At 64.7% G+C, this 18,430-nt stretch carries 14 protein-coding genes and 3 pseudogenes (1 of these 17 cut by a window edge); 11 read left to right on the top strand and 6 right to left on the bottom strand.

Annotation, left to right across the window (positions count from 1 at the left end; translation table 11 throughout):
- Positions 1-73 precede the first annotated feature (73 nt).
- The gene (locus tag DEIPR_RS14840; protein ID WP_148231839.1) at positions 74-259 is read left to right on the top strand and encodes a PAS domain S-box protein; all 186 of its coding nucleotides are present in this window, start codon (positions 74-76) and stop codon (positions 257-259) included.
- Here the strand turns inward: DEIPR_RS14840 and DEIPR_RS00230 are convergent.
- The 3 genes and pseudogenes from DEIPR_RS00230 to DEIPR_RS14495 form a co-directional block, all read right to left on the bottom strand.
- A pseudogene (locus tag DEIPR_RS00230) lies at positions 221-904 on the bottom strand (IS982 family transposase); the annotation flags it as partial. The gene DEIPR_RS14840 and the pseudogene DEIPR_RS00230 overlap by 39 nt on opposite strands.
- A 3-nt stretch (positions 905-907) precedes the next feature.
- Positions 908-1,981, bottom strand: a complete 1,074-nt coding sequence (locus DEIPR_RS00225) for an IS4 family transposase (RefSeq protein ID WP_013613827.1) — start codon at positions 1,979-1,981, stop codon at positions 908-910.
- A gap of 87 nt (positions 1,982-2,068) precedes the next feature.
- Positions 2,069-2,179, bottom strand: a pseudogene (locus DEIPR_RS14495) (IS982 family transposase); the annotation flags it as partial.
- 56 nt (positions 2,180-2,235) lie between these two features.
- Here DEIPR_RS14495 and DEIPR_RS00220 point away from each other — a divergent pair.
- The 3 genes and pseudogenes from DEIPR_RS00220 to DEIPR_RS00210 all read left to right on the top strand — a co-directional run bounded on the left by DEIPR_RS00220 (position 2,236) and on the right by DEIPR_RS00210 (position 5,608).
- Positions 2,236-3,108, top strand: coding sequence for a PAS domain S-box protein (locus DEIPR_RS00220; protein WP_041221866.1), 873 nt, complete (start codon positions 2,236-2,238; stop codon positions 3,106-3,108).
- 8 nt (positions 3,109-3,116) lie between these two features.
- Positions 3,117-4,146, top strand: a protein-coding gene (locus DEIPR_RS14835) for an IS630 family transposase (RefSeq protein WP_425358579.1) whose coding sequence is annotated in 2 segments (ribosomal slippage) — positions 3,117-3,608 and positions 3,610-4,146 — 1,029 coding nt in all. Because the reading frame shifts where the segments join, the coding sequence is not laid out codon by codon here.
- A gap of 141 nt (positions 4,147-4,287) precedes the next feature.
- A pseudogene (locus DEIPR_RS00210) lies at positions 4,288-5,608 on the top strand (putative bifunctional diguanylate cyclase/phosphodiesterase).
- Positions 5,609-5,893: 285 nt separating this feature from the next.
- On the opposite strand, the gene DEIPR_RS00200 reads toward DEIPR_RS00210, so the two are convergent.
- Entirely contained in the window at positions 5,894-7,078 is a 1,185-nt protein-coding gene (locus DEIPR_RS00200) for a glycosyltransferase (protein WP_013613826.1), read from the bottom strand.
- A 94-nt stretch (positions 7,079-7,172) separates the two neighbouring features.
- Positions 7,173-8,738, bottom strand: a complete 1,566-nt coding sequence (locus DEIPR_RS00195; RefSeq protein WP_013613825.1) for a Ppx/GppA phosphatase family protein — start codon at positions 8,736-8,738, stop codon at positions 7,173-7,175.
- A gap of 65 nt (positions 8,739-8,803) precedes the next feature.
- On the opposite strand from DEIPR_RS00195, the gene DEIPR_RS00190 reads away from it, so the two are divergent.
- The 7 genes from DEIPR_RS00190 to DEIPR_RS00160 all read left to right on the top strand — a co-directional run bounded on the left by DEIPR_RS00190 (position 8,804) and on the right by DEIPR_RS00160 (position 17,897).
- A complete protein-coding gene (locus DEIPR_RS00190) occupies positions 8,804-9,160 on the top strand; it encodes a hypothetical protein (RefSeq protein WP_013613824.1) in 357 nt (118 codons plus the stop codon).
- A gap of 70 nt (positions 9,161-9,230) precedes the next feature.
- Entirely contained in the window at positions 9,231-10,367 is a 1,137-nt protein-coding gene (gene hemW / locus DEIPR_RS00185) for a radical SAM family heme chaperone HemW (RefSeq protein WP_013613823.1), read from the top strand.
- Between the two features lie 58 nt (positions 10,368-10,425).
- Positions 10,426-11,763, top strand: coding sequence for a M16 family metallopeptidase (locus DEIPR_RS00180; protein WP_013613822.1), 1,338 nt, complete (start codon positions 10,426-10,428; stop codon positions 11,761-11,763).
- Positions 11,760-13,016, top strand: a complete 1,257-nt coding sequence (locus tag DEIPR_RS00175; protein ID WP_013613821.1) for a M16 family metallopeptidase — start codon at positions 11,760-11,762, stop codon at positions 13,014-13,016. The genes DEIPR_RS00180 and DEIPR_RS00175 overlap by 4 nt, the downstream gene beginning before the upstream one ends.
- Before the next feature lie 248 nt (positions 13,017-13,264).
- On the top strand, positions 13,265-13,774 hold the full coding sequence (locus tag DEIPR_RS00170) for a PPC domain-containing protein (RefSeq protein ID WP_013613820.1): 510 nt from the start codon (positions 13,265-13,267) through the stop codon (positions 13,772-13,774).
- A 19-nt stretch (positions 13,775-13,793) separates the two neighbouring features.
- Entirely contained in the window at positions 13,794-16,541 is a 2,748-nt protein-coding gene (locus tag DEIPR_RS14700) for a S8 family serine peptidase (RefSeq protein WP_013613819.1), read from the top strand.
- A 159-nt stretch (positions 16,542-16,700) separates the two neighbouring features.
- The gene (locus tag DEIPR_RS00160; RefSeq protein ID WP_013613818.1) at positions 16,701-17,897 is read left to right on the top strand and encodes an MFS transporter; all 1,197 of its coding nucleotides are present in this window, start codon (positions 16,701-16,703) and stop codon (positions 17,895-17,897) included.
- On the opposite strand, the gene DEIPR_RS00155 is transcribed toward DEIPR_RS00160, so the two are convergent.
- A protein-coding gene (locus tag DEIPR_RS00155; protein ID WP_013613817.1) for a M24 family metallopeptidase crosses the window boundary here: on the bottom strand, positions 17,873-18,430 show its final stretch. Its footprint extends 723 nt past the window's final position; 558 of the gene's 1,281 nt are visible here — the last part of the coding sequence; its start codon lies beyond the right edge, outside the window — the gene reads right to left on this strand; the stop codon is at positions 17,873-17,875. The genes DEIPR_RS00160 and DEIPR_RS00155 overlap by 25 nt on opposite strands.

The following is an 18,430-nucleotide window of genomic DNA, read 5'->3' as shown; positions in this document are numbered from 1 at the left end:
TAAATGGCAGATGTTGTCTTAGAACAAGAAATAGTTGCTTCGGTAGAATTTCGTGCCTGAATTTAGCAGCCAGATGTATGAGGCCATGTTTCAAGAGTCTCCAATAGGCATGGCCTTGGTCTCGCTTGAAGGGACTTTCCTTTCTGTCAACAGCGCGTTATGCCGCATTCTGGGCTACAGCAGCGAGGAATTACCGCGAATAGGGGTTGACAAAACCGAGTCAGGTGATGAGGTCTCTGTATTTCAGGTTGTGCGCTAGGACGTGGAGTGCGACCTTGAGTTTCAAGCTTGCCATCGTTTTGACCTGTCCCCAACGTAATCCAGCACCGACCAGAACCGAGAATGCCGATTCGATACACTTCCTGGCCGCCCCGAATTCTTCTCGCCAACGTGGACTTGGTCTCCGTGCATTGACTTTGGGGGGTGTGATGGTGGTCAGCGACTGATAGCCCTTATCTCCAATCTGCTGTGGCCCGCCATAAGCGGGCCACTTCCGGTTCATCTCACACAGGACGCTGTAGTCATGCTCATTCGCTGCACGGATGTTGTAGGCCACAATTTCACCGTTCAACCCACACCAGGCGTGCAGCTTGAAACCGAAGACCGGTCCAGCGGTACTGAAACCGTGCCGCGCTCCCCTAAACTTGCACCGTGGTGCACGTTTGAACGTACAGACGGGAAGCGGCTCGGAGTCAACCGCCACGAAGTCCAGGCTCTGGACTTCGTGGCTCAGGTGTTCGATGACGGGTAGAAGCCGTTTCAGACGGATTCTGGCCTGGGTCTCGGAAGGTAGGTCTGGGAAGTGGTTGACTGTGAGAAAGTGCCACCAACGGCTGAAATAGGGTTGCTTGTGAAGCATTTGCAGAATGGCGATACCGATGAGGTCAGCGTCGCTAATTTTCTCTGACTACCCCTCAAAACGCGGGACAAGCCGTGCTAGACGGTTCCAATTTTCAGGGCTTGGGTGACTGAGCAAATCTCGCAACTCGTCCAAGCCCAGTCGAAACAGACTTTTGCTGGCGTAGCCATGCGCTTTCTGGCGCTTGGCCTTCATGGTCTCCACGTTGCCTTCAAGCAGCAGAACCGTACCTGTCCGCAAACACCAAATGAAGCTGATGGCGATCACCATCAGCAGCGTTGACACCCGCTCGGCCTGGGTCAATCCGGTCGCTTCCAGATCGAAGCCTCTGGTTTTCAGTGCAGCGTGCAGGTTTTCGCACTGCCAGCGCAGTGCGTACTTCCGCAAATTCTGATCTGCTCTGCCCTTGTAGGCCAGGTACAGCATCTCCGTCTTCGAGACCTTCAGTGCCAGAACACGGAGTCTGACCCCGTACACCACCATAGAGCTGTGCCAGACGCGAACCTCTCCCACCTGCATTTTCTTAGCGAAGACGTGGACAGGTAAGCTGTCCATCTTGGTGTCACTCCGCAGCCGGATACAGGGAGCAATCCCATGTTCGCTCAGGAACGTAAACCAGTCCTGGCCGATGAATTCACGGTCTGCAAGCAGACCGTCGATGTGGACCTGTGGACAGTGACGCAGAAAATCAGCCATCAGCTCCTTACGTATTCGCTGATCGCTGCTTCCCCCGTGCGGGAGAAAACGCCACATCAGCGGCAAACTGAACCCTTCCCATACCGCAGACAGCATCAGGATGTTGACGTCCCTCTTGCCCAGTTTCCAGTTCGTCCGGTCCAGGATGAGCGTCAGCTCATCCGTACCCAGCACGTGAAGCGCAAACTTCAGATACATCTCCTCTGGAATCAAAAACTGAACAAAGCGCAGAAGGCGTTGATACCGCATTTCTCGACTACCTGGCAAAGTGATCGTAGCTTTCAGATTGTTCAGCACCACGCTGCGCTGCTGGATGATCGCCAGAATCAACGCGACCAGGACGGTGAACCGTCGCTGGTCAATACGGAAAAAGGGACGCAAGGCAGTGAAGAGGCTATCTTGGGGGGGCTGGTTCAGGTGGTTCATCGCAGATACACCTTATGAACCAGCTCTTTTTGTGTCTACAGAATTTGCGTCTCAGACGGGATTGCCGGAGTTTTGAGGGGTAGTCAGAATTTTCTCGTGCTTGTGAAGCAACTTGGCAGGGATGTGAGGCTTAACCCACTGGCTGAGGACTTGGAGTGCTTCGTGGATGGGAAGTAAAGTAAGATCGGGACGGCCCATAACACCGTCCCTTTCGCATTTTTGGTGCCCCACTGTCAACCCCTATTCGCGGTGAATTGTTCGCCCTTGCTTCTCAAGAACTGATTTACCCCGAGGACCTTAAGACTGATCAGCATCTGTTGCAGGAAATGCTGGATGGCAAAATACAACAGTACGAGACGCAAAAGCGCTACTGGCATAAAAACGGTTACGTGATCTGGGTACAGCTCGACGTGTCCTTGATTCTCGATGAAACAGGTCAGCCGCATTTTATCGTTTGGCAGATTCAGGACATTAGCGCACAGATCCGCAAGAGCCGGGATCTCCAGATAGTGCTGAACAACACGCCCGCCATGATTGGTTACTGGGATACGGATTTGCAGCACCGTTTCGGGAATTTCACCTATGGCGAGTGGTTCGGGTTCTCTCCGGAGCAGATGAAAGGACTCTTCATCTGGGAGGTGATCGGTGAGAATCTCTACCAGCGTAACCGTGAACAAATTGAAGGCGTTCTGCGGGGAGAAGAACAGTTTTTCGAGCGCGAGATCACCGATATCAGGGGAGAGCGCCGCCAAGTGCAGTTCTCTTATGTTCCTGATATGGAAGACGGCTACATTCAAGGCTTTGTGGCACTGGGCATCGATATTACGGCCCGGCATGACGCCGAAAAGGCACTTTTTAAGCAGAAAGAACTGGCTCGCATCACTCTTGAATCTATCGGAGACAGTGTAATCGCCGTAGATACCGAGGGCAGAATTACTCTGTTTAATCCGGTCGCGCAGCGTATGACCGGATGGAGCCTCGAAAAAGCGCTTGGCAAGCCTATCGAGGAAGTCATGGACCTGGTCGAAGAGGGAACCTTCACCCCCCTGCCTAACCCCATCCGCATGGCACTCAGCGAGAGAAAAACGGTGGGCATGTCTCTTATTGATTTGTGCTTAAGTTGGTAACATAAGGTGTGACGCTTTCTGCTTGGCGACCCGCTCGTCTCTCCCGCACTCAACAGGAAGAGCGCCGTCTGGCTGCTCAGCCCCTCCTGAATGATCCCGACTGGTCCACTCGAGATCTGGCCCGACATTTCGGTGTGGCTGAGGTGACTATTCGTGCCTGGCGTGCCCGTATACGCCACGGTGGTGAGGAAGCGCTCCGCGCTTCCCGTGCCACTGGCCGCCCGGAGTTCCTCACCCCTGACCAGCAGAAGGAAATTCAGGACATTCTTGAGAGCGATCCCCGACTGCATGGCTTCGAGACCAGTGGCTGGACTGTCCCCAAGGTCCGTCAAGTGATCGGTCTGAAGTATGGGGTCTGGATCGACCGTGCCCATCTTTCCAGGAAGCTCAGACGTTGGGGATTCTCGTATCAGCGGCCCGCGTTGCGGGCCGTAGAGCGTAACGAAGAGGATATTGCAGCTTGGGTCCGTCTCCAGAAGGAGGCGTTGGAAAAAAAAGAGGGCTGAGGGGGCGACGATCATTTTTCTGGACGAGAGTGGGTTCAGTCTGAAGACGACAAGGGTTCGCGCGTGGGGACGACGAGGCGAGACACCGATTATCCCGACAAAACTGCGTTGGGCACATCTTTCTGTGATTGGAGCCATCACCACAGGCGGACAGTTTTTGCAGCACACCTGTCAGGGTGCAGTACGGTCCCCACAAGTCGTGAAGTTCCTGGATCATGTCCTGCGTCATGTCGCCGGAGAGGTGGTAGTCATCCTTGACCGGGCCATGATTCACCGGTCGAAAGCAGTGCAGGCGTTCGTGCAGCTGCACGAACGCCTAACCCTGATCTATCTCCCACCCTATGCGCCAGAATTGAATCCCATCGAACTGATCTGGGCAGATCTCAAACGGAATGTCGTAGGTAACTTCTGTGCGCTAACGACAGAAATGCTGACGAAGCGGTTGAAAGTGGGATGGCAGCACATCCGGCGCAAATCTTTGCCACTAGCCTTTATCCGAGGCACACCCTTTACTGCTTCGCTAGCAACTTAAGCACGGATCAGTAACACCCAGCTGCGCTCCCGTGACGGAACAGTCTTTACCATTGAGGACTCGGCCTCCCCAATTTTGGACAACGACGGTCAATTGCTGGGCGCGATCCTGGTGTTTCACGATGTGACCGAAGCGCGGGCCATGGCTATCCGCATGAGTCATCTCGCGCGGCACGATAGCCTGACCGGTTTGCCCAACCGAGTCCTGATGTATGACCGTGTTCTTCAGGCCATCTTGCAGTCAAGGAGGTTAGGGCAGCCCTTTGCTCTGCTTTTTCTTGATCTCGACCACTTTAAGGAAATCAACGACCTGCTCGGCCACCACATGGGCGACTTATTGCTTAAGGAGGTGGGGAACCGGCTGAAAAGCTGCCTGCGGGCCAGCGATACGGTCAGCCGTCAGGGCGGCGACGAATTTATCATTCTGCTCACCAACCTGACTGAAGCCGAACATGCCGAGGACGTAATTCACAAGCTCGTGGAGGCGCTGAGCGTCCCTTTTGTGATCGACAACCATGAAATTACCGTCACCTGTAGCGTAGGGGCAGCACTTTTCCCAGACGACGGCAACAATCCAGAGGACCTGCTCAAGCATGCCGACGCAGCTATGTACCTCTCTAAAGCCGAGGGGCGAAACTGCTATCACTTCTATTCCCCGGAATTACACGAGCATTTACAGAGCCGGCGTCGGCTTCAGATCGACTTACGACAGGCTCTGGAAGAACTGCAGTTCAAGCTGGTCTACCAGCCAAAGGTCAATATCGCCCAGCGGAAGGTCGTGGGCGCCGAGGCCCTGTTACGTTGGCAAAGGCCGTGCGGTCAGATTGTTCCTCCGCTAGAGTTCATTCCGCTAGCGGAGGAAACTGGCTTAATTCTTCCTCTGGGAGCCTGGGTGTTGGAAACTGCCTGCCTGCAATGCGAGGCGTGGTACCAGGAGACCGGCATCCGATTGCCTGTAGCGGTAAATATCTCGGCCAAACAGTTTGCGGACCAGCACTTCGTGCCGATGGTGCAGGCCTGTCTGGCCCGTACCCAGCTTCCCCCCGCTTACCTGGAACTGGAAGTCACCGAAAGCTTGCTGATGTCTAACGCTGAACGTACGAGACAAACCGTGGCAAACCTGAAACAGTTGGGCGTCAGGGTCGCTATCGATGATTTCGGCACCGGGTATTCAAGCCTCAGTTACCTTAAGAATACTGAAGATAGATCGGTCCTTTTTGCAGGGCGTCACGCAGGACAAGCAGGCCTCTGCACTGGTCACGGCCGTCGTTGAAATGGGCAAGGCCCTAGGGCTGGAGGTCATTGCCGAGGGCATAGAAACACCTGAAGAGGCCGAAGTCCTGCTTAGGCTGGGTTGTGACACCATGCAGGGCTATCTCTTTTCCCGACCTGTTCCGCCCGAAGATCTGGTGAAGTGGCTCGACACCTGGCCGGAATCTGACTTTACCGCGAAGAAAGGTTAACAGCAGCCCTCTAAAAATGCGAAAGGGACGGTGTTATAGCCCGTCCCGATCTCACTTCCTCTCTAAGAATCCCTACGAGTCCTCAGTCGGTGGGCTGAGCCCCACATTCCTCCTCACATCACTCACTTTCCAGGCTTAGCCTCCCAGCCACAAGCAAGAATCCGTCTGAGGAGGTTGTCAGTCATTGAACGGTTAAGCCGCGAGGTCCAAGTGAGTCCGTGTTGACTCGCTCCGCTCACGGAAAACCGCGGGAGGGCGACCACTCCGCGGTTTTCCGGACAGCCTCTAGCAGCGGTCCAGCAGCCCGCTGTACAGCTCGGCCAGGGCCTGTGCCCGCCGGGACAGGTCGTAGGTCCTGGCAGTGTCCCAGGCGCCACGGCGCAGGCCAGGTAAGGCGCGGGGGTCCAGCGCGGCCAGCAGGCCCTGCGCCAGCGCTTCCGCCTGCGGCCCGGTCACATGGCCATTGACCCCCTCCTGTATCAAATCCAGGGCAGCGGGGCTGCGGGCCGCCACCAGTGGAGCGCGGGCTGCCAGCGCCTCAATCATGCTCATGGGCAGCACCTCGGAGGTACTGGCAGTCACGAACACGTCGGCCGCAGCCAGGGCCAGCGGCACCTGTTCATAGGGCAGCCCCCCGGTCAGGACTGCGCCGGGGGGAAGGCGGCGGCTCAGCTCGGCGTAGCTGGGACCGTCGCCCACCACCGCCAGCTGCAACTCCGGGCGGCTCTGGCGGGCCAGGGCGAAGGCGGCCAGCAACGCCTCCAGATTCTTCTCCGGGGCCAGGCGGCCCAGGTACATGGCCAGCGGAGCCTGCGGGTTCAGGCCGTACTGCACCCGGAAGGCGGCACCGTCCAGCGGACCGCCGTCCGCAGCCGTAAAGGCCGACAGGTCCACCGGGTTGGGAAACAGCTGCACCTCACCCGCATAGCCGTAGCGGCGCAGCATCTCCTGCATGGCTTGCCCGGGAGCCAGCACCGCGTCCACCTGGGCAGCGAACTCGACCACATGCCGGCGCATGGCAGGGGCGGCCAGCCGGGGCGGCACCGGCGAGTAGTGCAGGTACTGGTCGTACTGGGTGTGGGCGGTGTACACCACCGGCGCCCGCCGCCCGGTCACGCGGCCCGGTCGGCGCGACCAGTCGAGCGCCAAGCGCCCGGCCAGAAAAGGGTGCATGGTGTGCAGCACGTCCAGGTCATCCAGCGGCAGCCGGCGGGTCAGCGAGCGGGGATGGAGCAGCACCGGATAATCGGCCGGAGCCCCCAGCAGCCGGGCAGCGCGGAAAGAGGTGGGCAGGCGGTACACTTCGCCCTCCTCGACCCAGCCGGGCTGGCGGTACTGGGCCGGATGCCGGGGCGCGAAGACCCGGACCTCGTGACCCAGGGCGCGCAGGCCCCGCACAAACAGCGCCGTGGAAGTCGCCACACCGTTTCTGGAAGGCGGATAAGTGGCGGTGACAATGCCGATACGCACCCGCCCAGTCTATCCCCCGCCCCGCGCCGGGAGCTGCACCTGCACCCCCAAAGATGAATCGGCCGCCCGTGCCCGGTCACGCCCGCTGCGCTGCTCAGGCGGGGCGGCCTCCCTCAAGCTCCAGCGCCATTTCGGCAGCGTCTAGGCACTCTTCCTCGCTGAGCCAGACGAAACTGAGCGGCCCGAACTCGCGGGCCCACAGGTCGGCCTTCTCCTGAGCGCCCTGGCGGTCAAGGGTGTTGGGCACACAGGCGGTCAGGCACCAGCCCTTGCCGCTGCGCTCCAGCGTCTCTATGCGGGTATGCCCGCCGTAGGAGCGGTCCAGACCGTCGGCCACCCGCAGAATGGCGGCCATCTGCGAGACCAACGTCTGGTCCTCACGGTTGAGGGCCGTCCAGTCCTCGTGCGCCTCCTTGGGGAGGCTGCGGCGATGGTAGCGGGCAATCTGGGCCACCAGCTCCACCTCGCGGGCACCGAAGCCCAGCAGGCCGCCATGGCGAATCAGGTACGCCGAGTGCTTGTGGTGGCTGCTCTGCGTGACCAGCTGGCCTACCTCGTGCAGGGTGGCAGCCGCCCGCAGCAGGCCGCGCCCCTCTTCGGGGAGTGCCTGGCCCTGGCCGCTCAGCTGGTCGTACAGCTCTTTGCTCAGCGCCGTGACCTGCCGGGCGTGCGGCAAGTCGGCGCGGAAGCGCTCGGCCAGGGCCAGGGCGCCGCGGTGCCGGGCCGTCAGGCCGGCCACGTAGTCCTCATGGCGCTGCAACTCTTCTACCACCATGCCCTCACGCAGGGCACCCTCGCTGATGACCACCTCGCGGGCACCCAGCACGCTGAGCGCCGTATGCAGCACTGCCGCCGCCGCCACGATGATGCGGGCGCGCTTGGCAAACGCAGGAATCCGCGCCCGCTCCTCTTCGGACATGCGGCGCAGGTCACCCAGCAGGCCGCCCAGCTCGTCCAGCGTCATCCGCAGGCCGTTGACACTGGAAGGAGCCTGCCCGGCCCGCGCCGCCACAGCCAGCGCCAGGTCCTCGGCGGTGCCACTGGACAGCACGACCTGAGTGTCTGGCCCGGCCCCGAAGCGTCCACGGTAAGGCTCCAGCGCGCCCTGCAGATAGGCGACCAGCGCCCGGTATTCCGACTTGCCGGGCGGGTCGCGGTGCAAGAAGCGGTCCTGCATGCGGATACCGCCCAGCGGCAGACTGACCACGTCCTGCACTTCCTCGGCGCTGCCACGAATCAGCTCCAGGCTGCCGCCGCCCAGGTCGAGCAGCAGATTGTCGTCACCGAACTCCACCGAGTGGGCCGCGCCCAGATAGGTGAGCCGGCCTTCGCGCTCCCCGCTGATGATGACCGGATACACGCCGGTCTCCTGCCGCATCCGCTCGGCGATTTCAGGGCCATTGGGAGCTTCACGCAGCGCCGAAGTGGCGTACACGCGCACATTGGGCACTTCCAGCGCGTCGGCCAGTTCGCGGAAGCGCAGCAGGGCGCCGCGCAGCCGCTCTTCGCCCTCGGGGGTCATGTTTCCACTTTCGTCCAGGCACTCACCCAGCCGGGTACGGACCTTCAGGGCGTCCAGCACCCGGTAATGTCCTCCCTGCGCCTCGGCAATCAGGAGGTGGGTGGAATTGGTTCCGACGTCGGCCACGGCAACGCGCATATGGTCTCAGGCTATCCCAAACTTTCGCTGCCGCCGGTCAGGCCCTACCCCTTATGCTGGAGGCCATGCGACACATCTCCAACTGGACGGACCTGCACGGCGCCGTGCATGCCTGCTTCGAGGGCCGCAGTGGCGGCCACCGCTGGCTGCTGGCCCTGCCCGAGGCGGCCGGGGACGCCGCACTGGACGCGGCGCTGGATGCCCTGAGCACCCTGGACGGCAAAGGCCGGGTGGACCTGGTGGTGTTCAGCGACCCGGCCGCCGTGTCGGCCGCCGCCCACGAGCTGGGCGCACGCGGCGTGCTGCTGCTGGAGGGCGAACCCGCACCCGACTGGGAAGGGCTGCCCCTGCGCCGCAGCCCGGCTGCCGGGGCGCAGGCTGCCCTGGAACGCTGGCTGGACGAGGTGCCGCACGGGCGCTGAGATAGCTGGGCGGCACCAAACGCTTACGGCTCGCGGTCACTGGACGGCGGGTCACGCCATACTGCGGCCCGTGAGCGTTCCCGCCCCGGCCCCCATCCGCCATCTGTACGTGCATGTGCCGTTCTGTCCCAGCATCTGTCCCTACTGTGACTTTCATGTGCTGACGCGCCAGAGCGGACTGGTCGAGCAGTATCTGGCGCAGGTGGAGCGTGAAGCTGAGCGGCTGGCCGCCGAGTACCCGGTGGAGCTGGACACGGTGTATCTGGGCGGCGGCACTCCCAGTTTCCTGCGCGACAGCGAAATGGCAGCGCTGGTCGGCAGCGTGCAGCGCTGGCTGGGCTGGGGCCGGGCCGAAAATACGCTGGAGATCAACCCCGGCACCGTCAGCGCAGAGCGGGCAGCGCACTGGCGGGCACTGGGTTTTGACCGCGCCAGCGTGGGCGTGCAGAGCCTGCACGACCCGACCCTGCTGTTTCTGGGCCGGCGGCACTCGGCGGCGCAGGCCCGCGCTGCCGTGGAGCACCTGCTGGCGCGGGAGTTCCGGGTGAGCGGCGACCTGATTACGGCGGTGGCCGGGCAGCCGCTGGAAGCCGACATTCGCGGCCTGCACGAGCTGGGCGTGGGGCACATCAGCGCCTACACGCTGACCATAGAACCCGGCACCGAATTTGCTCGCCGGGGCGTGACTGTCAGCGAGGCCGACGAGCGGCGCGGCTTCGAGGTGACGGCCGCCCTGCTGGCCGAACTGGGCTACGAACGCTACGAAATCAGCAACTACGCCCGCCCCGGCCAGCAGTCGCAGCACAACCTGGCCTACTGGCACACCCGGCATTACCTGGGGCTGGGGCCGGGGGCGGCGGGGCACTATCCGGCGGCGGCTCCGGCCGTGTCCATGCGCCGCACCAACCCTCATCTGCACGAATGGCTGGCCGGCGCACAGGGCGAAGCCGAGCTGGTCACTGGCCACGACTGGGTCACCGACGCCCTGTTCATGGGGCTGCGGCTGCGGACAGGAGTGAACTTGGCCGAGCTGTCGCGGCGCAGCGGCGTGGATGTGGCCCGCGAGTACGCCCCGGCCATCCGCGCCAACGTGGAGCGCGGCCTGCTGGTTCAAGAAGGCCAGCAGCTGCAGGCCACGGAAGCGGGCTGGTGGATTCTGAACAGCGTCATCGGCGACTTTCTGGAACTCGATTTGGCGCGTCCGTAGGCGGCAAAGGCTGCTCTGGCCCGCAGTCGCACCCGGCTCCTGCGCACTACACTCTGGTGTGACATTCACGCCGCCCACCGCCCGCTCTGCCCGTCCTGCCACCGCCGCGCCCGCTGCCGAACTGTTCGCCCTGCCAAGTGGCCTTACGCTGGCCGCCCAGCCACGGGCCGGGGCCGCCTTTGCCCTCAGCCTGCGCGTGCCCTGGGGCAGCGCCCACGACCCACTGGGCCTGGAGGGCACGGCCGGCGTGCTGGAAGAATGGCTGTTCAAGGGAGCCGCAGACCGGGACGCCCGCGCTCTGGCTGACGCGTTCGATGCACTGGGTCTGCGGCATGGGGGTGGCGTGGGGACCGAAGCCACCCGCCTGAGCCTGAGCGGCCTGAACGCCGACCTGCCGGCCGCCCTGCGCCTGCTGGCCGACGTGGTTCGCCGCCCCGCCCTGCCGGCAAGCGAGGTGCCGGTGCTGGCCGACCTGGCCCGGCAGGACCTGGAAGGGCTGCAGGACACGCCTGAGGAACGCTTGGCCCTGCATACCCGCGCGGCCGTGTTCGGGGGACCGCGCCCGGCCCAGGGGAGCGGCGCCATGCTGGCCGGCTTCGGCCATCCGGTCAGCGGGACCCACGCGGGCCTGAGCGCCCTGACCGCACAGAGCCTGCGGGACGCCCACGCCCGCTGGGGTGCACAGGGCAGCCTGCTGGCCGTGGTGGCCGACCTGAGCGCGGCCGAAATCCGCGAGCAGGTAGAAGAAGTGTTCGGAGACTGGGCGCCCGGCACCACTCCAGAAGCTCCCGAGCCGCACTTTCATGCAGGCGTGCGCTCGCACCTCAGCCATGCGGGCAGTGAGCAGACCCACCTCAGCCTCAGCTGGCCGGCGGTGGGTGCCAACCATCCCGACTATCTGCCCAGTCAGCTGGCCCTGACGGCCTTTTCGGGAGGTAGCGCCAGCCGCCTGTTCCACGCCGTGCGCGAAGAACGCGGCCTGGCCTACGCCGCGCACGCCTCCGCGCTGCTGCTGGGGTCGCAGGGATTCTGGCAGCTGGGGGCCGCCAGCACGCCCAGCCGCGCCCAGGAGACCCTGGACGTGCTGCTGGCCGAAACGGAGCGGCTGCGCCTGGGCCTCACCACACATGAATTCGAGCGGGCCCGGCGCGGCCTGCTGACTGGACTGGCCTTTTCGGAAGAGGGCCTGCGTGCGCGGGCCGGCGCCATGCTGCGCGACCTGGTGCTGCTGGGCCGCCTGCGCGAGCCTGGCGAGCTGCGGGGCCAGCTGCGGGCCATCACTCTGGAAGAGGTGAACGGCTACCTGGCGGCTCTCCCTGACCCCCTGCCGGGCGCGGCGCTGGTCACACTGGGCCGCGCTCCGCTCAGCCTGGGCGCACAGGAGCTGAGCGCATGAGCGGGGCGGATACCGGCCGCCAGCTGCGGCTGGGGCGACTGCCAAGCGGCCTACGCCTGCTGACCGAGAGCGACCCGCAGGCTTCTACAGTGGCCGCCGGTTTCTTTATCGCCAGCGGGGCGCGGCATGACCGGCCGGGCGGGCAGGGCGCCGCGCACTTTTTGGAACATCTGCTGTTCAAGGGCTCCGAGCGGCTCAGCGCCGCCGAGCTGAACGAGCGGCTCGACTGGCTGGGCGGAGCACACAACGCTTTTACTTCGCAGGAGCAGACCGTCTACCACATTGCCGGCCTGCCCGAAGACCTGCCGCAGCTGCTGGAAACCCTGCGTGAGCTGCTGAATCCGGCCCTGCGGGAAGCCGATATCGCCGCCGAGCGCGGGGTGATTCTGGAAGAAATAGCGATGTACGCCTCGCAGCCGGGCGTGCGGGTGGTGGAAGCCATGCAGGCCGAATTCTGGGGCACGCACCCGCTGGGGCAGAACATCCTGGGGAGCCCCGGCAGCGTGAGCGCCCTGGACCGCACTGCCCTGCACACGCAGCTTCAGCAGGCCTACGCGCCGCAGAACGTGCTGCTGGTGATCACCGGCGCCCTGGACGAGCCCGAGGTCTGGGCCTGGGCCGAGCGCGAACTGGCCCACTGGCCCTGGCCGGGAGCGGCCCTTCCCACAGCTGCCCCCGCAGTCTCCCCTACTCCCAGCGGACAGGTGCGGCAGCTGGTCTGGCCGGGGCTGGAACGTGCCCAGGGCGCCTTCGCCTGGCCGGGGCTGCCTTCGTGCCATCCCCTGCGGGCCGCCGCCACCGTGCTGGCCGAACTGACCGGCGGCGAGAACAGCCGGCTGTACTGGACACTGCTGGACAGCGGCCTGGCCGACAGTGCCGACCTGGGTCACCTCGACTTCCGGGACTGCGGCAGTTTCGAGGGTGGCTTTTCGTGCGACCCCGACCGGGCCGGCGAAGTGACCCGGCTCTTTCTGGATACCGTGGCCGGGCTGCACCGCCACCCACCCACCCCTGCCGAGGTAAGCAGCGCCGCCCGCCGCCTGGCCGCCGAAACGGGCCTGCGCGCCGACACGCCCGCCGAGCGGCTGTTCGTGCTGGGCCTGGAAAATATGCACCAGACCGGCGAACGGCCCATCAGCCCTGAAGACCTCACCGCCGAGTTCCGGGCCGTGATGTCCGAGCAGGTTGCGGCGGTGCTCAGCGCCTGCTCACTCACGCAGCCCAGCGGCGCGCTGCTGCTGCCCGCGCCTTAACAGTCTTAACAGTCTCCCGAGCGTCCTGGCTGCCGCCGCTTGTCAGGGGGCTGTCAGGGTCTTGTTCCAAGCGTGAGATTGATGTAAGTTTAATGCGAATAATCAAACGAAGGAGTTTTGGTTCCCTGCAACTGCTTTACAAGAGCAGTTATTTTTCGCAGAGCGGTTTACACCGGCCTGCGGAGTCCCTCGTTTGTTCCCTGGCCTCCCGGCCGCCCCTGTATTTCTTTGCCCTGTAAGGAGACCCTATGCAACGAACCCTCCCCGCGCTTCTCGGCCTTAGCCTGCTGCTGGCCTCCTGTGGTCAGCCCGGCGTGCCCACCCAACCCGGACAACCCGGACAGCCCAGTGCCGGAGCGCCTGACCGCACCACCGACACGACCATGGCCGCGCCCGTGACCATCACCCCCGGTCAGACCTACGGCGGCGTGATTGCCGGCCAGCCCCGCGACTTCGACTACTACATTTTCGACGCGGCGGCCGGCGACCGGCTGCAGATTGATGTCAAGGCGCCCGCCGGCAGCACCCTGGACCCGGTGGTGCGGGTGTACCTGAACGACGGCTGGGTGCTGCTGGAAAAGGACGACGACGGCGCCTACAACCCCAGCGACAACTCGCTGGACGCCCAGGTGCTGTTCAATGCCGACAAAACCGGCCGCTACGCCATCGAAGTCACCAGCTTCAAGCTGGTCAACGACCCCGCAGCCACCGACGACAACGCCAAGAACCTCTATACCGTCACGCTGAACCGGCGCTGACTTTTCAAGGAGCTCTGACATGAACCGAATCAAAGCCATCACCCTGCTGTCGGGCGCCCTGTTCCTGGGGGCCTGCGGACAGACCCAGAACACTCCCGCCGCTGGTCCCGCCCAGCCTGCCGCCGGCCACACCGCCACCGAGCTGGGCATCGCCCCCAACACCAGCCCCTCAGGCCGCTGGTTTATCGAGCTGGAAGGTGAGCCGGGCGCCCTGAGTGCCCAGAGCCTGAGTGCTCAGCAGCAGAGCGTGCGCCTACAGGCCCAGAGCGCCGGCATCGAGTATCAGGAAGTCGCCAGCTTCCAGACCCTGTTCAACGGCTTTTCGGTGGAGATCGCCGACCAGGAAGTCGGCAAGTTCACCCGCTTGCCGGGCGTGAAGGCCGTGTATCCGGTGGATATCATCCAGCAGCCACAGCTGCAAGAAGGCAGCAGCGCCCCGGAAATGTTCAGCGCAGTCGGCATGACCGGCGCCGATATCGCCCAGAACGAGCTGGGACTGACCGGGAAGGGCGTCAAGGTAGGCGTCATCGACTCGGGCATCGACAACGAGCACCCCGCCTTCGCCGGGCGGATCGTGTCGCAGTACGATTTCGTGGGCGACGACTTTGACGCCTCCACCGCCAACGGCAACCCCATTCCCCAGCCGGACCCCATTGCCGACGACTGCGGCGGGCACGGCTCGCACGTGGCCGGCATCGTGGGCGGCAACGACCCGGCCACCGGCTTCAAGGGCGTGGCGCCCGAGGTGTCGTTCGGTTCCTACCGCGTGTTCGGCTGTGAAGGCTCCACCACCGGCGACATCATGCTGCAGGCGATGGAACGTGCCGCCCAGGACGGCATGGACGTGGTGAACATGAGCATCGGCTCCTCGTACCAGTGGGCCGAGTACCCCACCGCCAAGGCGGCCGACCGCCTGGTCAAGCGCGGCGTGGTCGTCACGGTCTCGGCCGGCAACAGCGGCGCCAACGGCCAGTTTGCCACCGGCGCACCCTCGCTGGCCGAAAAGGTGATTTCGGTGGCCGCCGTGGACAACGCCGAAATCAGCCTCAAGAGCTTCAACCTGACCGTAGACGGCCAGACCCGCAGCGTGGGGTACATGGCCGGCACCCCCGCCGGCGAACCGGAAGTGGGCAAGGTTCTGCCCGTGGTCGTGGCCGACCCCATCACCGCCTGCAACGTGAACGGCGGGAACCCGTTCGTCGCTGGTCAGTTCACGGGCAAGGCCGTACTGATTCAGCGCGGCACCTGCACCTTCGTGGAAAAAGCCAAGAACGTGGCCGCCGCCGGGGCCAGCGCTATTTTGATGTTCAACAATCTGCCGGGTTACATCTCACCCGGCCTGGGCGACGCTAACCTCAAGATTCCTTTTGCCTCCTTCCTGAAAGAAGAGGGCGAAGCCATCCGCGCCGACGTGCAGGCCGGCAAAGCCGTGACCGTCAGCTTCAATGCGGGCGAGCAGCGCTTCAAGAACCCCACGGGCGGCTCTATCACCAGCTTCTCTTCGTACGGCATGGGCCCGGACCTGGAGCTGAAGCCCGAGCTGGCCGCGCCCGGCGGCAACATCTACTCGGCCGTGCCCACCGACCCCAGCAATACGGGCTATGACCCCAGCGGCTACGGCATCAAGAGCGGTACTTCTATGGCCGCGCCCCACGTGGCCGGCGCCGCCGCACTGCTGCTGCAGGCCCACCCCGACTGGACCCCCGAGGACGTCAAGACCCGCATGATGAACACGGCCAGCACCCGCCTGTTCTTCAAGGACGGTCAGCCGGTGCCCGGCACGCCCATCTACACCCAGCTGCAGGGCGCGGGCATGCTGGATATTCCCGCCGCTTACGCCAGCACCGTCTTCGCCGCGCCGGCCAAGCTGTCGCTGGGCGAAAGCGACGGCATGCCCAGCCGCAGCAAGGTCGTGGTGCTGACCAACCGCGGCGACAAGCCGCAGACCTTTACCGTGCAGCACCTCCCCGCGCTGAGCGTGGCCGGCACCACCTACAGCCCCAAGCCCAGCACGGGCCGGGCCACCATGACCGTGAACGGCCAGAGCGCCGACCTCGACAGTGCCGGCCAGGGCGGCGTGCAGGTCACCGTCCCCGCCGGCGGCCAGACCGAGCTGAACGTGACCATCACCGCGCCCAGCGACCTGGACAGCAAGTCCGACTACGCCCAGTACGGCGGCTACCTCGTTGCCAAGGGCACGTCCGAAACCGTCTCGGTGCCTTACGGCGGCTTCCAGGGCGACTACCAGAAGCTTGAGGCGATGGGTCCGGTGTACTTCGTGCAGGGCACCCAGACCACCAAGCGCGACTTCCCGGCGCTGTACGACCCGGCCCGCGACAAGGTGTACTTCGAGAACGAAACCCCGGAGCAACTGCCCGACTACACCTTCCTCACCTTTGACCGGATGGTGGGTCAGCGCGGCCTGAAGGTGCTGGACGCCCCCACCCTGTGGGTGCACCTCGACCATCAGGTCCAGACCATCGTCATGGAGGCAGTGGACGCCAGCGGCACTGCGCATCCGGTCCAGACCTTCCCTTACGTGGGCCGTGACGGCACCAACGTCTACCAGATCGGCTCCGATTCGCGCCCCTGGAGCGACTACGTGTGGGACGGCACCTACGAGGGCGGCGCCGAGGCTCCGGCCGGCCAGTACCAGCTGCGCCTGCGCGTGCTCAAGGCGCTGGGCAACCCCAACAACCCGGCACACTGGGAGATGTACACCTCGCCCAAGTTCCAGATTGTGCGCGGCGCCGTTTCGCCCGACTGATCCACGTAGCCCTGAGTAATTCACGTGGCCCCGGCCGATTCAGCCCATTCTCGGCAGGGCAGAGCCTCCGCCCCGAACGTGACTCCCCCGCCCTACCGGCAGGGGGAGTCCTTTTGGATGACGCCCCTTCCCACCTCGGACCAGTAGAATCGGGCAGACATGCTGTGGAAAAACCCTGCCCTGATGCTGCGCCTGCTGGCCCTGCTGATTCTGAGCGAAGCGGCGCACTTCGGGTTTTTCATCACTGCCCTGCCGCTGCGCGCCGAGTCCCTGAGCCTAAATGCCGCCCTTATCGGCACCCTGACCGGCGGACACTACCTGGCCGACGCCCTGAGCAAAGGGCCGATGGGGTACCTGGCCGGCCGCTGGGGCGCGGGGCTGCTGCTGGCCCTGGCCTCGCTGGCCGGGCTGCTGGTGCTGGGCACGGTCACGGTGGGCCATCTGCCCTACCTGGCGCTGTTCGCACTGGCAGCAGTGTGGGGAGTGCTGTACGGCTCACTGTGGCCGGTGGTGATGGGCTACTCGCAGCTGCTGGCCGAGCCGGGCCGCACCTCGCGGGCGCTGGCCCTTACCTCGCTGGCGGTGGCCCCAGGGTTGGCGCTGGGTGTAGGCGTGCTCGGCCCGCTGATGCAGCGTCAGCCACAGCAAGGGCTGGACTTGCTGCTGGGCTTGCAGGGGTTGGCGCTGCTGCTGTCGCTCACCCTGCTGCGCCTGAAACCTGCGCCCCAGACCGGCAACCGGGCCGCCTCGCTGGGTGAACTGCGCCGGCAGTGGAGCGGCGTGGCGCTGCTGCTGCCCGCCGCCCTAGCGCAGACCCTGGCGCCGGGCCTGCTGGTCACCCTGGTTTTTCCGCTGCTGGCACAGTTTGGCCTGGGCATGATGGACCTGGCCTGGCCCGCGCTGGGCCTGCTGGTGGGCCTGGGGCTGACGCTGTGGCTGGCGGGCCGCCTGGCCGACCGCACCTCGCCGCGCCGGGCACTGCTGCCAGGGCTGCTGGTGCTGGCCCTCAGCTACGGCCTGCTGGCCTTGCCCCATCCCGAAGACCGGCTGTGGCTGGCACTGCCGCTGCTGGGCATGGGCTACGGCGCCTTCCTGACCGGCTGGAACGGTCTGGTGGGTCAGGTGCTGCCCCAGGGCCAGCGCATGACCGGCTGGGGCGCCATCATGACGGTGGAAGCCCTGGGCTACGCTGCCGGGCCGGTGCTAGGCGGTTTGATGTGGACCCACTACGGGCACAGCGGGGTGTTCGCGACCGGCGCGGCCGTCTTTGTGACCACGCTGGTGTACTACCTGTGGGCGGCGGGCCAGGCTCAGCCCACCCGCAGCACTGTCTATTCCGAGTCGGCCCGCCCGTAGGCCCGCGCCCGCACCTCGGCCCAGCTTTCCGGGCCACCTAACCGGAACGGCTCCCGCTGCAAGTCGGTGGTCAGCTCCGGGCCGGCCCCGCCCAGGTACAGGTTCACCTCGCTGCGAATCCCGAACCCGCGCTCCAACGGGTACACGCCCGGCTCGACCGTTACAGCCAGGCCGGGGGTCAGCTGGCGGGTGTCATGGGTTTCGTAGTCGTCCAGGTTGGCCCCGGCACCGTGCAGACCCGACCCCGGCGTATCGCTCCCCAGGTCGTGTCCCAGACGGTGCAGAAAGTGCGCCTCCCACCGCTCTCCCATCGCCTTACGGGCGTGGCGGTCGGCTTCCCAGCCCTGCACCTGCGGCCAGTTCTGCCGCATCAGGGCTATGGCCCCGTCACGCGCCGCACGCACCGCTTCCCACGCCTCCAGATACTCGGCCGTGGGTTCGCCGGCGTACCCCACCCAGGTCACGTCGCTGTAGGGGCGCCCTGGCTCGGCGCACCACAGGTCGATCAGCACGCACTGGCCCGGCTGCAAGGC

The organism is Deinococcus proteolyticus MRP (genome assembly GCF_000190555.1).
GTDB lineage: Bacteria > Deinococcota > Deinococci > Deinococcales > Deinococcaceae > Deinococcus > Deinococcus proteolyticus.
Note: the sequence above shows the minus strand (reverse complement) of the source record. Positions and strands in the feature narration are given on the sequence as shown.

Excerpts from the sequence above, each read along its gene's own strand:
- DEIPR_RS00190 (WP_013613824.1), top strand. The coding sequence starts at position 8,804 with ATGCGACACATCTCCAACTGGACGGACCTGCACGGCGCCGTGCATGCC.
- DEIPR_RS14700 (WP_013613819.1), top strand. The coding sequence starts at position 13,794 with ATGAACCGAATCAAAGCCATCACCCTGCTGTCGGGCGCCCTGTTCCTG.
- DEIPR_RS00170 (WP_013613820.1), top strand. The coding sequence starts at position 13,265 with ATGCAACGAACCCTCCCCGCGCTTCTCGGCCTTAGCCTGCTGCTGGCC.
- DEIPR_RS00175 (WP_013613821.1), top strand. The coding sequence starts at position 11,760 with ATGAGCGGGGCGGATACCGGCCGCCAGCTGCGGCTGGGGCGACTGCCA.
- DEIPR_RS00160 (WP_013613818.1), top strand. The coding sequence starts at position 16,701 with ATGCTGTGGAAAAACCCTGCCCTGATGCTGCGCCTGCTGGCCCTGCTG.
- DEIPR_RS14840 (WP_148231839.1), top strand. The coding sequence starts at position 74 with ATGTATGAGGCCATGTTTCAAGAGTCTCCAATAGGCATGGCCTTGGTC.
- DEIPR_RS00195 (WP_013613825.1), bottom strand. The coding sequence starts at position 8,738 with ATGCGCGTTGCCGTGGCCGACGTCGGAACCAATTCCACCCACCTCCTG.
- DEIPR_RS00225 (WP_013613827.1), bottom strand. The coding sequence starts at position 1,981 with ATGAACCACCTGAACCAGCCCCCCCAAGATAGCCTCTTCACTGCCTTG.